15 protein-coding genes are annotated in these 15,789 nt (G+C 57.8%); 5 read left to right on the forward strand and 10 right to left on the reverse strand.

Annotated features, from left to right (window positions below; all coding sequences use genetic code 11):
- Positions 1–22 precede the first annotated feature (22 nt).
- The 4 genes from ROO76_21560 to ROO76_21575 all read right to left on the reverse strand — a co-directional run bounded on the left by ROO76_21560 (position 23) and on the right by ROO76_21575 (position 4,080).
- A complete protein-coding gene (locus ROO76_21560; GenBank protein MDT8070756.1) occupies positions 23–871 on the reverse strand; it encodes an Mrp/NBP35 family ATP-binding protein in 849 nt (282 codons plus the stop codon).
- Positions 872–976: 105 nt separating this feature from the next.
- Positions 977–2,026: a cytochrome d ubiquinol oxidase subunit II gene (gene cydB, locus ROO76_21565; protein ID MDT8070757.1), complete on the reverse strand. Its 1,050-nt coding sequence runs from the start codon at positions 2,024–2,026 to the stop codon at positions 977–979.
- Positions 2,027–2,028: 2 nt separating this feature from the next.
- Entirely contained in the window at positions 2,029–3,402 is a 1,374-nt protein-coding gene (locus ROO76_21570) for a cytochrome ubiquinol oxidase subunit I (GenBank protein ID MDT8070758.1), read from the reverse strand.
- A gap of 231 nt (positions 3,403–3,633) precedes the next feature.
- The gene (locus ROO76_21575; GenBank protein ID MDT8070759.1) at positions 3,634–4,080 is read right to left on the reverse strand and encodes an acyl-CoA thioesterase; all 447 of its coding nucleotides are present in this window, start codon (positions 4,078–4,080) and stop codon (positions 3,634–3,636) included.
- A 210-nt stretch (positions 4,081–4,290) separates the two neighbouring features.
- Here ROO76_21575 and ROO76_21580 point away from each other — a divergent pair, with 210 nt between their 5' ends.
- Positions 4,291–5,526, forward strand: coding sequence for an MFS transporter (locus ROO76_21580; GenBank protein MDT8070760.1), 1,236 nt, complete (start codon positions 4,291–4,293; stop codon positions 5,524–5,526).
- 3 nt (positions 5,527–5,529) lie between these two features.
- Here the strand turns inward: ROO76_21580 and ROO76_21585 are convergent, their stop codons facing one another.
- Positions 5,530–5,970, reverse strand: a complete 441-nt coding sequence (locus ROO76_21585; GenBank protein ID MDT8070761.1) for a hypothetical protein — start codon at positions 5,968–5,970, stop codon at positions 5,530–5,532.
- A gap of 113 nt (positions 5,971–6,083) precedes the next feature.
- On the opposite strand from ROO76_21585, the gene ROO76_21590 reads away from it, so the two are divergent.
- The gene (locus ROO76_21590) at positions 6,084–6,407 is read left to right on the forward strand and encodes a tetratricopeptide repeat protein (GenBank protein MDT8070762.1); all 324 of its coding nucleotides are present in this window, start codon (positions 6,084–6,086) and stop codon (positions 6,405–6,407) included.
- 7 nt (positions 6,408–6,414) lie between these two features.
- Here the strand turns inward: ROO76_21590 and ROO76_21595 are convergent, their stop codons facing one another.
- Complete coding sequence (locus ROO76_21595; GenBank protein MDT8070763.1) at positions 6,415–7,206, reverse strand: SDR family NAD(P)-dependent oxidoreductase; 792 nt, start codon at positions 7,204–7,206, stop codon at positions 6,415–6,417.
- 173 nt (positions 7,207–7,379) lie between these two features.
- On the opposite strand from ROO76_21595, the gene ROO76_21600 reads away from it, so the two are divergent.
- Both ROO76_21600 and ROO76_21605 read left to right on the forward strand, forming a co-directional pair.
- On the forward strand, positions 7,380–8,915 hold the full coding sequence (locus ROO76_21600; protein ID MDT8070764.1) for a magnesium chelatase: 1,536 nt from the start codon (positions 7,380–7,382) through the stop codon (positions 8,913–8,915).
- Positions 8,916–8,976: 61 nt separating this feature from the next.
- Positions 8,977–10,221 carry a VWA domain-containing protein gene (locus ROO76_21605; GenBank protein MDT8070765.1) on the forward strand — a complete coding sequence of 415 codons (1,245 nt, stop codon included), beginning with the start codon at positions 8,977–8,979 and terminating at the stop codon, positions 10,219–10,221.
- Between the two features lie 72 nt (positions 10,222–10,293).
- On the opposite strand, the gene ROO76_21610 is transcribed toward ROO76_21605, so the two are convergent.
- On the reverse strand, positions 10,294–10,566 hold the full coding sequence (locus tag ROO76_21610; protein ID MDT8070766.1) for a CDGSH iron-sulfur domain-containing protein: 273 nt from the start codon (positions 10,564–10,566) through the stop codon (positions 10,294–10,296).
- A gap of 168 nt (positions 10,567–10,734) precedes the next feature.
- Between ROO76_21610 and ROO76_21615 the strand changes: the two genes are divergently transcribed.
- Entirely contained in the window at positions 10,735–11,178 is a 444-nt protein-coding gene (locus tag ROO76_21615) for a nuclear transport factor 2 family protein (GenBank protein MDT8070767.1), read from the forward strand.
- Here the strand turns inward: ROO76_21615 and ROO76_21620 are convergent.
- The 3 genes from ROO76_21620 to ROO76_21630 form a co-directional block, all read right to left on the reverse strand.
- Positions 11,175–13,391: a glycogen debranching N-terminal domain-containing protein gene (locus ROO76_21620; GenBank protein ID MDT8070768.1), complete on the reverse strand. Its 2,217-nt coding sequence runs from the start codon at positions 13,389–13,391 to the stop codon at positions 11,175–11,177. The two genes, ROO76_21615 and ROO76_21620, sit on opposite strands and share 4 nt — an antisense overlap.
- Positions 13,388–14,542: a glycosyltransferase family 4 protein gene (locus ROO76_21625; protein ID MDT8070769.1), complete on the reverse strand. Its 1,155-nt coding sequence runs from the start codon at positions 14,540–14,542 to the stop codon at positions 13,388–13,390. Before ROO76_21625 ends, ROO76_21620 begins: the two co-directional genes overlap by 4 nt.
- A 125-nt stretch (positions 14,543–14,667) precedes the next feature.
- Complete coding sequence (locus tag ROO76_21630) at positions 14,668–15,786, reverse strand: glycosyltransferase (protein ID MDT8070770.1); 1,119 nt, start codon at positions 15,784–15,786, stop codon at positions 14,668–14,670.
- Positions 15,787–15,789 lie beyond the last annotated feature (3 nt).

Raw genomic sequence — 15,789 nt, forward strand, 5'->3', positions numbered from 1 at the left:
TTCGGTTTTCGACATTCGACTTTCAGTCGATGGTTATTACGCTCTCGCCTTCGCTCGCGGTCAGTTCCTTCACTCGCTCCTCAACCTTGTGCGCAAACGCGAACATCGACTTCGCATGTTCCGAACTCTCACCTTCCAGTGTGACCGGATGACCACTGTCGCCCCCCTCGCGAATGCGCGGGTCGAGTTCGATCCGGCCGAGGAAGGGCACTCCGAACTGGCTCGCCATCTTCTCCCCACCGCCCTTGCTGAAAATATCGATCTCCTGGTGGCAATGTGGACAGACGAAATGGCTCATGTTTTCGACAATGCCAACGAGTTCGACCTTCACCTGCCGGAACATCTCGATTGCCTTGCGTGCATCCTGCAGCGCGACATCGGAAGGCGTGGTGACGACAACAGCGCCAGTCAAGGGAACCGTCTGAGTCAACGAGATCGCGACATCGCCGGTACCCGGCGGCAGATCGATAACGAGGTAGTCGAGTTCGCCCCATTCGACCTGTCCAAGGAACTGTCCCATGATCGAGTGCAGCATCGGGCCGCGCCAGATCAGCGGCTTGTCCCCGGGGTTCAGGAACCCGACCGACAATACACGCAGTCCAAAACGCTCCACTGGGAGAATGCGATTTTCGCCGACCACGTGCGGAGCTTCGTTGGTCCCGAGCATCAGCGGAACGTTAGGTCCGTAAACATCGGCATCAAGGAGTCCGACCTTGTGGCCCAATCGCGCGAGCGAAAGAGCAAGATTGACGGCGATCGTGGTTTTTCCCACACCGCCTTTGCCGGAACCGACGGCGACAATGGCTTTTACGCCCGGAATAGGCTGAGGTCCCTGCTGCTGCCCTGGATGCGGATGCTGATGATGAGCCACGAGAGTTCCTTATTGGTTCAGAAGGTCTGGTGCAATCTTTGATTATATAAAAAAAGCACCCGGCATCCCGACTGAATGCTGAGTGCTGATTGCTGAATGCTGCTTTTAGTATCCGTGCTCTCCCGTCCCGGACAGATCCACTTTTCCCCGGAACATCCGGTAGAGAAACACGAAGTACCCGATGGCGATGATGATCCCGAAACTCCACCACACCAGCGCGACCTTCATCGCGTACTCGCTCGTCACCGAATTCGCGATGGTCAGGTTGAACTCTGAACCGGTGCTCGCCGGAAGAATAATCGGGTAGAGCGCGAACGCTACACCCACCAGCATCATCGTCAGGTACGCTGAGGACGCCAGGAACGCGGCTTTCTCGTTTCCCTTGCGCCCGAACAGGAACATCAGGACGATGCTGCCAAAGACAACCAGAGGAATGATGTAACCGACCGGCGCCAGATTGAAGTTGTTCAGCACCTCCGGACGGATCGAGAGGGTTGCGATGAGGCTGACAAGGGTGAGCACGAAGAGCGCCGGCGAAAGCGTCACGCCGATATTGCGCGCCCGCTGCTGAAGAGGTCCATCGGTCTTCAGCGCGACCCAGTGCGCGCCGTGAACCGCAAGCGCCACCAGCGCCACTACACCGCTCAGCACGGTGTACCAGTCGAGGATGCCGGGATGCGGACCCACGCGCCAGTTTGTCCACAGCGGCAAGAAGAAGTAGTGATCGGCGCCGAGCGGCACGCCACGAACCACGTTGCCCAAGGCCGCTCCGTAGAAGATGGCCAGCAGAATGCTGGAGATCGCGAAGACGGAGTCGCACAACTTCTTCCACACGCCGCCTTCGATGTGTGATCGGAATTCCAGTCCGATCGCGCGTCCCATCAGCATCCACAACACCATGATCAGCGGCAGGTAAAATCCGCTGAAACTTGAAGCGTAGAGTTGCGGAAACGCAAAATAAAGCGCGCCGCCGGCTGCCAGGAGCCAGACTTCGTTTCCATCCCAGACCGGACCGATCGAGCGAATAACCTTGCGCCGCTCCGTATCATCTTTCGCTACGAAGAGGTGAAGGGCGCCTGCGCCAATATCAAAGCCGTCGAGAATGACATACGCCGCCAGCATTACGGCAACAATACAGAACCAGAGTGTCGCCATGACTATTTCACCTCCCCGACGAGAATCTTCGGCTCGGGCGCAACGACCTTGGCCGGAACCATTTCAGGTCCATGCGCGATTTCGCGCGTGATGAGGAAGAAGAACAGCCCCGAAAGGATGGTGTACATTCCAAAGAAACCCAGCAGCGTGAACCACCCATTGCCGGCCGAAACCGTCTTCGAATAGCCCTCCACGGTCCGCATCAGCCCGTACACGAGATATGGCTGGCGCCCGATCTCCGCCGTCATCCATCCCGCCGTATTAGCAATGTATGGGAACGGGAAGCTCAGCATGAGAATCCAGAGCATCCATCGCGCGTTCCACAGCTTCTTGCGCCACAGCAGCAGCGCCGAAACAGTCATGATCGCCATGAAAATAGTCCCGAGGCCGACCATGATGTGGTAGCTGTAGTAGAGCAGCGGAATGTTCTGCGGCCACTCCGACTTAGGAAAGGCATCCAGGCCCTTCACCTCTGCGCTCCATGAGCGATAGCTGAGCAGACTGAGAACTTTTGGCACCTCGATCGGATTGTCGATTTTCGCGTTATCCACATCCGGCTGTCCGATGATCACCAGCGGTGCTCCGGGCTGCGTCTGGAAGAGTGCCTCCATTGCTGCCAGCGTCGCCGGTTGATACTTCACCAGGTTGCGTCCCTGCCCGTCGCCGGTTGGCCCGATCAGCAGGATCGCCGAAATCAACCCGGCCACGATTCCCGTCCGCACGAAGATCTGCCCGTGCTCTTCATGACGATGGCTGAGCAGGTAGAACGCTCCCACCGCTGCCATCACGAACGCTCCCGTCAGTACCGCGCCAGCCATGTTGTGCGCGTACTGCCACAAGGCCCAGGGATTGAGGACCAGCGCCCAGAAACTCGTCAGCGCAACCGAACTGTCAGCCAGTTTCGTGTAGCCCTGCGGGTGCTGCATCCAGGCGTTGGTCGCGACAATGAAATACCCCGAAATCCACGCGCCGGCGAACACCGCAAAAGCCGACCACCAGTGCGCCTTCGGGCTCAGCCGCTTCTCTCCATAAAGAAACAGCCCGAGAAACGCGGATTCGAGGAAGAAGGCAAACACGCCTTCCATCGCCAGCGTCTGGCCGATCACTCCGCCGGCAAAGCGCGAAAAATGTGACCAGTTGGTTCCGAACTGGAATTCCATCGGAATACCGGTAATTACTCCGATGACGAAGTTGATCCCGAAAATTTTCGCCCAGAAACGGGCCGATTCGTTGTAGCGCTCATTGCCGGTGCGGAGAGCGAGAGTCTTCAGAGCCACGATCAGGGGCGCCAGCCCCATCGTTAACTGCGGAAACAAGTAGTGATAGGTGACGGTAAACGCAAATTGCAGGCGGTGAACTAAAAGTGCACTGTCCATAAGGTCCTCGTGATGGGTAGCGCAGAACGCTCCGGACGCTGTATCGCGCCCTGGCCTGCTGAGCCGTCCTTTTGCGCTGGATGGTTACCCGTCACGATTCTCAGGGTTGGCCGTCAATTGACGCTGTGATTTGGATCACATCGAAATGGTTATTCAGCGGGAGGCTTGAGGCACCAACATTCTCTGAGCCTGACGGTACTGAACTAGTCACGATACACGACCGTGATCCGATCAGCCTCTACCCTTCCGGAGCGCCATCTCCTTGCGTCGGTTCTCCCTTCTCCGCAGCGCGCCCTCGTAGCGTCGCTTCTCATCTTCGGTCTCGGGGATTACTGGGGGTACGTGACGATGACGCCCGTGCCGGTCGACGGCTACAAATGTGAGGTACGCCGTACTGACGTGCCGACGCTCACCCGTAATGTAGCTTTCCACCCAGACCTTCACTCCTGTCTCCATCGAGGTATTGAAGGCGCGGTTCACCGACGATCGCAGGATAACGAAATCACCCACATGCACCGGGACAAGAAAATCGAGATGATCAATCGATGCTGTCACTACGTAGCTCTTCGAGTGACGATGAGCGGCAAGAGCGCCGGCTACGTCGATCCAGTGCATCAAGCGTCCGCCAAGGAGGGCGCCTAAGGGGTTAGCGTCGTTCGGCAGAACGATCTCGATCATTTCCGATTGGCTCTCGCGAACCGGACGGGGAGCTAAATTTGCAGCGGACTCTTCCATGGCCGCCATTATATTTGTGAGTTGCCAATCCGTGCACCCGCACCAGCGGTTTACGGATGGCGGACCAAGCGGTACTGTTGTTCGCCCTTGCTGGCTGCTAATGGCTAATGACTGTCTTTTTGAATAGCGTACAATCACGGCATTTGAGCAACCATGACCTCTGAATCCGCCGCGAACCTGCAATCTTCCTCCGGCCTGACCCGGCGCCAGGCCTGGCACGCCATGGCTGCCAGCTATCTGGGCTGGACGATGGACGCCTTCGATTTCTTCGTCATCGTCTTCGTCGTCGACCGCCTCGCGCACGATTTCCAAGTCGCAAAATCGCTCATCATCCTGACCTTCACGGCGACGCTCGCCATGCGGCCTCTCGGTGCCTTTATCTTCGGCATACTCGCGGATCGTTATGGCCGCCGCAAGCCGCTGATGGCGAATGTCATCTTCTTCTCCGTAATCGAACTCCTGTGCGGCTTCGCTCCGAACTACACGGTATTCCTGATTCTGCGGACGATCTATGGCATCGGCATGGGAGGCGAATGGGGAGTGGGCGCATCGCTCGCCATGGAAAGCTCTCCGAAGCGCTGGCGCGGAATCCTCTCAGGCATCCTCCAGAGTGGATACTCCACCGGGTATCTGCTGGCTGCGCTGGCAGCACGCTTCGTGCTCCCCGCCTGGGGCTGGCGACCGATGTTCTGGCTCGGCGGCGTTCCCGCGCTGCTCGCTTTCTACATCCGACTGCATGTGGTCGAGCCTCGGGCATGGAAGCAAAATCGCCTTGGAAGCGTCCGTGACATCTTGCGAACGGTTGGCAGTCACTGGAAGTTGTTCGCCTATCTCACCGTTCTGATGACGCTGTTCATGTTTCTCTCTCATGGAACGCAAGATCTCTACCCTGATTTTCTGAAGACCGAGGCCGGCATTTCGGCGGCCCACGTTTCCTACCTCGCGATCCTCTACAACGTGGGCGCGATCATCGGAGCAGTGATCTTCGGATTGTGGTCGGAGAAGTTGGGTCGCCGCCGCGCGATCGTCGCCGCAATCTTTCTCTCTATTCTCGTCATTCCGGCCTGGGCGTTCGGAAATTCGCTGATGACCCTCGCGGTCGGTGCCTTCCTGATGCAAACCGGCGTGCAGGGGGCCTGGGGAATCGTTCCCGCCCACCTCAACGAACTCTCTCCCAATGCTGTCCGCGGACTGGTCCCCGGGCTCTCCTACCAGTTGGGAATTCTCTTTGCCGCCCCGACGAACTCGATCGAATACGCATTACGGAACTGGCTCGGCTATCGCTGGGCGCTGGCTTCGTTTGAAATTGCGACGATTGTGCTCCTGGCTATCGTCATCATGCTCGGGCAGGAGCATCACGGAAAGGATTTTGCCGCGACAGCCGACTAGCATTTAGTTCGCGGTGAGCGTCTCGGTTCGGTGCGACTCGCCCCTTTTCGCGAAATAAGCCTCCAGGAAACGCTCTGCCATCTGCTGCAATACCGGCTCCGGATGCTGTGCACGCCAGCCGAAAGATCGCGCAAATTCCAGCGTCCCGTGCGCAGCGTGCGCGTGGTCTTTCACCAGCAGCCAGGAGACCCGAACGACTCCGTCACTGTCGCCACTGACACAGAAGTGCACGGCGTCGGCCGCACGATCCTGCGGCAGATGCGGACAATCCCGCGCGTAGCCAAGATTGCAGTACTGGCCGAGTTCCTGGTCCGAGGGCCTCGCGCTCTCATGTCCCGGCGCGGTGCAGTGCCCGGCAAAGCCGTCGCCCAGCGGAAGCCGGCGGCGGTGCGGCCACAGTTCGGCATCGTGCCGAACAGTCGGAAAGAAGTATGGACAAGCCAAGAAACTTCGCAATGATCGGAATGCGCGGTCATTGTAGACCGGATTGCCCTGTTGAAATCCGCGGAAATTGCAGGGTTGAAGCCGGGACCACATCTCCTGCTACTATCTTCGTCATGGCCGATGACCGAATGGCGATGCTGCAGCAAATCCTCGCGCAGGATCCGGGCAACAAACTCGCAAGGTATGGCTTGGCAATGGAACTCTCGAACGCGGGCCAAACCGATGCAGCAGTCGCGGAATTCCAGACCCTGATCACGCAGGACCCGACTTACGCCAACGCGTACTTCATGGCCGCCCAGGCACTGCAGAAGGCCGAACGCGCCGACGAAGCCAAAACCATGCTGGCTCAGGGCATCGCGGCCGCCCAGAAGACCGGGAACCGTCACGCCGAGAGCGAAATGCAGGCAATGCTGGATGAACTGGAGATCGGCTACTAGCAGCGCCTCAGGACAAGTCCTTCATCTTTGCTCGCATCGCGTTCTCAATCACCCTGGGAAACATGCGATAGGCGAGGATCACCAGGTTGTAGAACCACGGAACGACGATTTCTCTTTTATTGCCGACATAGCCATAAAGTGTCGCACGAGCCACCTGTTCCGCCGAAATTCCCCGCTGGTTCGCTGCACGCATCTTCTTGCGGTCCGTTCCGCGGATGGCGTTCGCCGAGAACTGCGTCTCTACGAATCCGGGGCAAACGTTGAGGATGCGGACGCCTGTTCCCTGGAGTTCGACCCGCGTCGCTCGCGAGACACAGTTTAGTGCGTGCTTGGTCGCGCCATAAGCTGCCATGTAGGGAACGCCGATGAACCCCGCGACACTGGAAACGTTGATGATGCAACCGCTTCCCTGCTGCCGCATGACCGGGATGACATGCTGAATGCACTGGATGGTGCCGAAGAGGTTTGTATCGAACATCTTGCGACACGCACTCATATCCATTCGCTGGATCGAGTCCACCAGTCCGAAACCGGCGTTGTTCACCCACACATCAACGCGTCCGAAGCGATCGAGCGTCGCACGCAACAAGCCCTCGCTCTGCGCCGGGTCGGAAACGTCGCATTCGACCGCCAGTGTGCCCGCCAAGTTCCCGATGCGAGAACGCGCAGCCTCGACCCGCTCTAAACTCCGTGAGGAGAGGACAACCTGCGCGCCCTCTTCGGCAAACACCTTCGCGATCGCCTCGCCGATGCCCATGGAGGCGCCCGTGACCACCACAACCTGCCCGTTCAATCGCATGTCGTTGCTTCTACTTTCCGGAGAGGGCAAAGTCAAGTTGCCACCCGAAGCCTTACAGATCGCGCAACGCTGAAGCGGTTTTGCTCGTCCAATCGTAGTATCCGCGCTCATCACAGGTAACTGTGACGTAATCGGCGTAAAATCAGTCCCAAGGATGGCAGCGCCGCGGGATTATGCCTGCGGCGCGGAGGTTCCCCGTGAGCAATGTTCCCCGAACACTTGGCGAGTTGAGAAAAAGCCCGTTTTCCGAGCAGCGACTGCGGAGCCGTCGCGTGAAGGACGAGATGCGCCAGAACCTTGTGGCGCGCTTGCGCCAGGGCAGCCCCATCTTCCCCGGCATCATTGGCTACGAAGACACCGTGACGCCGCAGATCGTGAACGCGATTCTCTCCCGCCACAATTTTATCCTGCTCGGCCTGCGCGGACAGGCCAAGAGCCGCATCCTGCGCGCTCTGACGACGCTTCTCGATGAGCAGATGCCCTATGTAGCCGGCTGCGAAATTCGCGACAATCCCTACGATCCTTTGTGCCGGCGGTGCAAGGAACTCGTCGCACGCGAAGGCGACGCGACTCCGATCGCTTACATTGCAGCCGACGATCGTTACGTCGAAAAGCTCGCGACCCCCGACGTCACCATCGCCGACCTGATCGGCGATATCGATCCCATCAAGGCAGCGAAAGGCGGGCACGAACTCGGGAGCGAATACACCGTCCACTACGGGCTGCTTCCGCGCGCCAACCGAGGAATCTTCGCCATCAACGAACTGCCCGACCTCGCCGGGAAAATCCAGGTTGGCCTGTTCAACATCATGCAGGAAGGCGACGTCCAGATTAAGGGATACCCGGTCCGGCTGCCGCTCGATGTTGCACTCGTCTTCAGCGCGAATCCTGAAGACTACACCGCCCGCGGGAAGATCATCACGCCGTTGAAGGATCGTATCGGCTCGGAAATACGCACGCATTATCCGGCCACAGTGGAAGAGGGTATCTCGATTACCTCGCAGGAAGCCTGGACGCGCCGCGATGGCGACCGATTGCAGGTACCCGGATTCATGAACGAACTGATCGAGCAGATCGCCTTCGTGGCGCGCGAGGACAAGCGCATCGACAAACGCTCCGGAGTTTCGCAGCGGCTGCCGATCAGCGTCATGGAGAACGTCGTGTCCAACGCGGAGCGTCGCAGTATCAGGGAAGGGTCGAATTTCGTCGTCCCCCGCGTGGCGGACGTTTACGCGGCAATGCCGTCGATCACCGGCAAACTCGAACTCGAATACGAAGGCGAGATCAAGGGTGCCGACACCGTCGCGCGAGAAATCATCCGTACGGCCATAGCCCAGGCCTTCGACAAGCATTTCGGAAACGGCGACCTGAAGCAGGTCGTGCAGTGGTTCGAACTTGGCGGCGAAATCCAACTCGCCGAAACCGCTGCCGATGCGGAGGTCCTGAAAGGGCTAAAGAATATTCAGGGCCTGATGGAGAAAACGTCGGTGCTGAAGTTGGAGAACGCCAATGCACCCGAAGTGCAGATCTCGGCCGCGGAGTTCATCCTCGAAGGCCTGCACGCACACAAGCGCATAGGTCGCACCGAAGAGCGCGTCTTCACCGCAGGTGAGAAGACGCCCAAGCGCCCGACCGAGCGCGATTTCCGCCGCGATGACCTCGATGAGGAGATGGAGTTCCGGAAAAAGAACCGACGACCGTTTAACTAGTTACGAATGCCAAATGCGGTTAACTGGGAACTGAGAACGGGCAACTGAGAACTGCTTTTTCATGAAACGTGTTCGCTATTCCAAATACGTCCCTTCTCTCGCTGATGAACTCAGCATGGAAGACCTGATGGGGGCCCTCTCCGATTTCCTGCTGGAAAGCGGATTCCAGGACATGTATTCGCGCTTCTACCAGATGGGCGACGAAGATCGCTCAATGGAGGCGCTGAAGGAAGCCATCCGGAACGCGCTGCTCAATGGCGACCTGTTCGACGAGGAAATGCGCGAGCAACTCGAGCAAATGCAGACCGAGGGCCGCATGGAGGAGTTGATCGAGCAGATCATCGAGCGCATGCAGCAGGAAGACTACGTCTCGATCACCGAGCCTCCCGATCCCTCGAAGCCGTCAACAACTCCCGGCCAGGTCGGGCAGCAGCAGGGGGAAGTTAAATTCGAGGTCACCGACAAGGGGCTGGATTTCCTGGGCTACCGCACGTTGCGCGACCTGCTGGGATCACTCGGCAAGTCAAACTTCGGTCGTCATGATACGCGCGATCTCGCCACCGGCATCGAAGCGTCGGGTGCGAGTAAACAATACGAATTCGGCGACACGCTAAACCTGGACATTACGGCAACACTTTCGAACGCCATTCAGCGCGAGGGGCTCGGCCTACCTCTGAACATCGAGTACAGCGACCTGCAGGTACACCAGTGCGAGTACCAATCCTCATGCGCGACCGTCCTGATGCTCGACTGCTCGCACTCGATGATTCTTTATGGCGAGGACCGTTTCACGCCCGCGAAGAAAGTCGCAATGGCTCTCTCGCAACTCATCCGCACGCAATATCCGGGTGATTCGCTCTCGTTGGTACTGTTTCATGATTCCGCGGAGGAGTTGCCACTGTCGCAACTTGCGCGGGTTAAGGTCGGGCCCTATTACACGAATACGCGTGAGGGTCTTCGTCTGGCACAGCGAATCCTGCAGCGCCAGCGCAAGGACATGAAGCAGATCGTCATGATCACGGACGGCAAGCCTTCGGCCCTGACACTCGAAGACGGCCGTATCTACAAGAACGCCTTCGGGCTGGATCCGCTGGTCGTCAGCAAAACGCTCGAAGAAGTTTCAAAGTGCAAGCGCGCTGGCGTCATGATCAACACGTTCATGCTCGCCAGCGATTACGGCCTTGTTCAGTTCGTCCAGAAGGTGACCGAGATGTGCCGCGGCAAAGCCTACTTCACGACACCCTACACCCTCGGCGAATACCTGCTGATGGACTACATGAGCCGAAAGATGAAGACCATCCACTAGTTCGGCCCTAAGTCCTGCGAAATGAATAGCGCGCCGGTTGTGGCGCGCTGTTCACTTCGGCGGCAATTTGTTTCAACCTTTGGCGGGACTGCTTGCGGTGGGGTTGTTCTCCACTGGCTTGGGCTTTTCGTGGACAACTGCTGCTTCGGCCGCCTGGAAACCGATCTTCGAGTGCGTGCCGTCACAAAACGGCTTATTGATGCTGCCGCCGCAACGGCAGAGCGAGAACGCCCGTTTGCCTGTCAGGTCATACTTGTTGCCATTGGCGTCGAACAGCTCGATTTCGCCCTCTTCACACTCCAGGCGATAGGGCCCATTCGGGCGTATTGTGATCTTTACCGCCATGACGTCCTCCGTGTCCTACTCAGTTCGATGCTCAACAGCTGGGCAGAGAAACACGCTAGTATTCTTCAATACACGCTTCGTGAGAAGCCCCTGTCAAGTCTGCAGTGCTAATTGGCTTCTCACAAAGCCTCAACTTTTGTTTGAGCAGCGTCCAGATTGAGGATACAGATGACCAAAGCTACGGTCCGTTTCGGAATCATCGCAGTCGTTCTTTTCAGCGCCATGGCAGCTCTGCCGCAACGGTCATGGCTGAATTCGTCGCAAAAGGCTATCGCTGACATCGAAGAACGCTGGTTGCAACACATTGACGACCCTGCTGTCCTGGAATCTATCCTGGCCGACGATTTCGTGCATGTGCTGCCGTCGGGGTTCATCACCAAGCAGCAGCATATTGACTATGTCAAGACGCATCCCAGGTCGCCGCAAGAGACTCGCCAGTTCGAAACTCTCACAATTCGTGTTTACGGGGATACCGGGATTGCAGACGGAATCGTATCCGTGAGTAATGCGACGGGCACGCACAAGAGCGTATTCAGCGATGTATTCGTGAAACGCAACGGCCATTGGCAGGCAGTGAACGCCCAGGAGACTCCTCAGCAACCGCAGCACTAATTCTTTCGGAATGCCACATTGACAGCCAGTTTGTCGCCTTCTACGTCTACGACGTTGCAGTAGGTTCGATGTCCCCGGCGCGTGAAATCCAGTCCTACGCGCGAATTCCCGACGCGCAGGTTGCGAAGGTGCAGCCAGTCGAGCCACTCCGGCAATTGCGGATTAATGATGTTCAGCTCTTTGCGCGGTGCCGATGGCCGAATTCCAAGGACTGATGTCAGGATCAGGAACATTGCTCCCGAGGCCCATGCCTGTGGTGAGCACGAGACAGGATAATGCACCGGTTCGTCGTTCTCGCGGCGGTGAACCCCGCAAAAGAGTTCCGGCAACCTGCAATCGCGGAAATTCAATGCAGCCTCGAACAGCGTAGTCAGGATTTGAATGGCAGGCTGACGGAGTTCATGCAATGCCATCCCATGCGCGATCAGTGAATTGTCGTGCGGCCACACCGATCCGCGGTGGTAGCTGAGAGGATTGAAGACGAGTTCGTCGGCCGACATGGTTCGCCATCCCCAACCGCTGAACATGTCCTGGCGCATCATTCGCTCGGTGACGGCACGCGCTCGGTCGCGGCTAATGATGCGGCTGAACAGCAGTTGGCCCGCGTTGGAGGCGATCACCTCCATCGGCTTCTTGGCAGAATCCAGGCCCATGGCGTAAAAACAACGTTCCGGCATCCAGAAGGTGCGCTCGAATCGCCGCGCCAGTTCGTGAGCCTCGCGACGCAACTTGTCGGCCCGTTGAGAGTCTCCAAAAACCTTCAGGAGCGACGCCATCCGATACTTCGCGTCGTAAACGTACCCCTGTACCTCGGCGAGCGCGATCGGCGGTTCGGCGATTTTGCCATCTCGGTGAATGTTGGCGTCCCAGGAATCTTTCCATCCCTCGTTGACGAGACCCTTGGGAGAGCGGCGCTTGTACTCGACGAATCCATCGCCATCGAGATCGGCGTATTTGTCGATCCATTCCAATGCCTTATATGCGGTCGGCAACAGTTCGCGAACGAGGGCATCATCCGCCGTCCAGTTGTAAGTTTCGCTGAAAAGTATCAGCCACAGCGGCGTTGAGTCGATCGAACCGTAGTAGGGACCGAACGGCATCTCGCCGCAAAGCGTCATCTCCCCTTCGCGAAGCTCATGCAGTATCTTGCCCGGCTCTTCGTCCTGCCAGTCGTTGTACTGCGTCCCCTGGTAGCGCGCGAGGACACGCAGGGTATCGATCGCGAGTTCCGGATTCAGTGAAAGTGTCTGGTAAGCGGCAATAATCGAATCGCGCCCGAAAATGGTCGCGAACCACGGGATCCCTGCCGCAATAATGTGCTCCTCGCCTTCGGGAATCCGCAGGGCGTGGAAGTCTTCCGTCGCAGTATGAACGGCGGTATCGAATACTCCGTGGCTGGTGTGGAGATGGGTCGAACGCGACTCCCATTCGCGAAACGCCTCGCGCCGATACCGCAGATTCTTTGCAAAATCCAGCTCGCCGGTGCGTTGGGGACGGTTTTCCTGCGAAGGAATCACCCTCACGTCAATATGAAATTTCTTCAGCGGCTCAAGGTGCAATTCCCACCGTGCGCGCCGGACTTCAATGCTGACGGGCGCTGGCTCGACCTCAATCACAGTCTGTCGAAAGATATTATCCAGGCCGCGATAGCAGAAGATCAGCCGGTTGTCCTGAATGATGGGTTCGTAATACTGACCATGGACGCTTCGCGCCACACCACGCACCTGGAAGACATCGACAAAGTCCGCGTCAAAGATAATCTCAGCGGTGACCGTAACCGGCTTAAGGTTGAAATTCTCGAAACTAAAGTAGTCGTAGAAGATATCGCGCGAGAGTAACTGTTCACGGCGGATGTGAACCGTATTCTCCGGCAGATCGAAGGAGTCTCGTAGGGTGATATTGCCGGTCGTCAGCTCGACTTGCGACGCAAACGTTTTTTCCGTACTGGACGAGAGAACGACAGCGCGATGATTGTCGATTCGCAGTTCGAGGTGACTCAGGAACCTGGTGTCGAGGTGAAAGAAACCGACGTCGGGCGCGCTCGGCGGATAGATGTCGCCCGCGACCGATGTGGACAAGAAGGTCTTGCCATCGATCAGCGTAAGGTTGTTGACCTTGCGCGGCTCGAACTGCTGGTATGCAATCCGCGGCTCGAGGTGCGGAGACTCGATGGGCACCAGGGCCTGTTCTGGAACCACCAGTTTCGTACTCATGCCACCGCCCGAGGCTCCTCGGGTTCATTATCAGGTTCTGCCGCTTCCCTGGCGATCAATTCCCTTTCCAGGGCGATGTCAGGAATAAATTCAATCTCGGAATCGGCTGTAACTCCTGCAGGTTTGCGCGACGGATACGCGATTTCATTGTAGAGATCCGCATAGTGCCCGGCCATGCGTTCCACCGAGAAGTTTTCTTCCGCATAACGCCGCACTTCCGCGGGAGAGAATTTTCCCTCGATCCCCTTCACGGTGGCAACCATATCGTCAATTGACGTGCAGACATGGCCCGAGACTTTTTCTTTAACCACTTCCGCGACCGAGCCGCCCGCGAATGCCAGGACTGGTGTCCCGGTGGCCATCGCTTCAACCATCACGAGGCCAAAGGGCTCATTCCACTGAATTGGGAAAAGCAGAGCCGCCGCATTACCAAGCAGGTCGTTTTTTGCGTCGAGGTCGGCCTCGCCCACGTATTCGATGAATTTGCCGTCAATATGTGGCTTGATGCGACTCTCGAAATAGTCGCGATAAAGCGGCTGAACCTCGCCGGCGATTTTCAATGACATGCCGCTCTTCTTCGCGATCTCAATTGCGACGTGAGTTCCTTTCAGTGGGGCAATTCTGCCGAGGAAAGCGAGGTACGGTTTCTTCTGTTCCTGGAGTTTATAGGGCGACATCTCGACGCCGTGGTGAATAGTGCGAATGAGCGGCTGCCTCTCCAGCGCCTGCTGAAATCGGCTTATGCAGACGAAATTGACTTGCGGATGGTGCGAGTAGAATTCGCTCAACCCGTCGTGATGGGGGTGGTGGATCGTGTACACGAACTCCGGGCCATCGAACCGAGAGAATGCCAGCCCTGAAGCACTGTTGAGATGAATGATATCGGCGTCATTCCAGGCATCGCGGATCGCCCAGGCGCAATGATTCATGTCTTTCAGGTTTGAGTAAATTTCACCATCGATCGGCCACTGATTCTCCGCATAGAGCCAGCGCAGCTCTGTGTTGACGCACGATTGCCCATTGGCATAGACCACAACGTCGAAGCCAAGTTTTTTAAGCGCCTCTGCGAGCTGCGCAACGAATAATTCCGTTCCGCCGTATCTGGTGGGGGGAACACTGATGAAAGGTGAGGCAATCAACGCGATCCGCATGAGACCTCTGTGCCGCAACTGGATTTGATAATTCGGAGGATCGTCCGCCCAAAAGGATAGGATGCGATGCTTGGAACTGAGGTTTGCGAAGGAGAGCTCAAATCGAGAGCTGGCGCCTATTTGCGCTAACGCAGGGCCAACTGCTGCGGTGGATTCCGCAGAACCCCAGAGTTCTCCTTTCTCCCGTTTTCAACAGCACGCTCGAACTCCCGCGCGCGGATAGCACTCGTATGCTCCGCGAGTACCCTTTCCTGGGCTGCCCGCCCGATGCTGTAGAGTTCGCCAGCCGAAAGCTCACGAAGATACCGGACCATCTCGGCGGAAGATACCGGCAAAAGAATTTCGCGACCCGGTGTGAAGAACGTATCGAGCCCGGGCCAGTTGTCGGAAGCGATCGTAGCGCCGCACGCGGCGGCTTCAAAAAGCCGCACCGATGGCGAATATCCGGCCTGCACCATGTCTCGGCGGGTAACGTTGAGAGTGATCCGCGACGACGAATAAAAGTGCGGATGCCATCGGGGGTTCAAATGCATGATCCGCCGCACGTTGGAAGGCCAGCGGACCTCGCGCGGATACTGCGGTCCCGCGACGAGGAACTTCGACGCCGGTAACTGGCGCGCGGGTTCACACAGCAACTCTTCCAGCTTCGGCTGGCGATCGGGCGCGTACGTTCCCATGTAGCTGAGATCGCACGCAAAACGCTTCGCAACCGGGTACGTGTGATAACGCTCAGGATCGAAGCTGCAATACAGCGGAACCGCACGCGGTGCTCCGAATTTTTCTTCCAGGATGCGCAGCGCCGGCCCGCCCGTGAAACTGAAGTAGACATCCAGACCGGCGATCTGGCTGGCAAGCAGGTAAGCGGTTGTTCCCGTCTCGTTGAGTTTGGCGAGGGTGATCGGCGTATCGATGTCGTAGTAGGTCTTTACCCGCGCCCCCGAGTCGAGCATTTCCTGAACCGCCGCAACCCCATCCGGGAAATACGACCCAACCATCGCCACGTCAGCGCGGTTCAGTTCGGCACGCAGTCTCCGAAGGATGCTCTTCCATTCTCGGAAGAGGACGACACGGCAGAACGTCGGTTCGGGCAAGTCGCGGTTCGAGGCGTACCACTCGACATCGCGCTCGAAGAAAACGATCTCCCACCCGCGCTCGTACAAGGCTCGCGTGAGGGCGCGGAAAGTGGTCGCATGGCCGTTCCCCCACGATGACGTAATCGATAGCCCACAGATGACCAGTTTCACCCG

Source organism: Terriglobia bacterium (assembly GCA_032252755.1).
Classification (GTDB): domain Bacteria; phylum Acidobacteriota; class Terriglobia; order Terriglobales; family Acidobacteriaceae; genus JAVUPY01.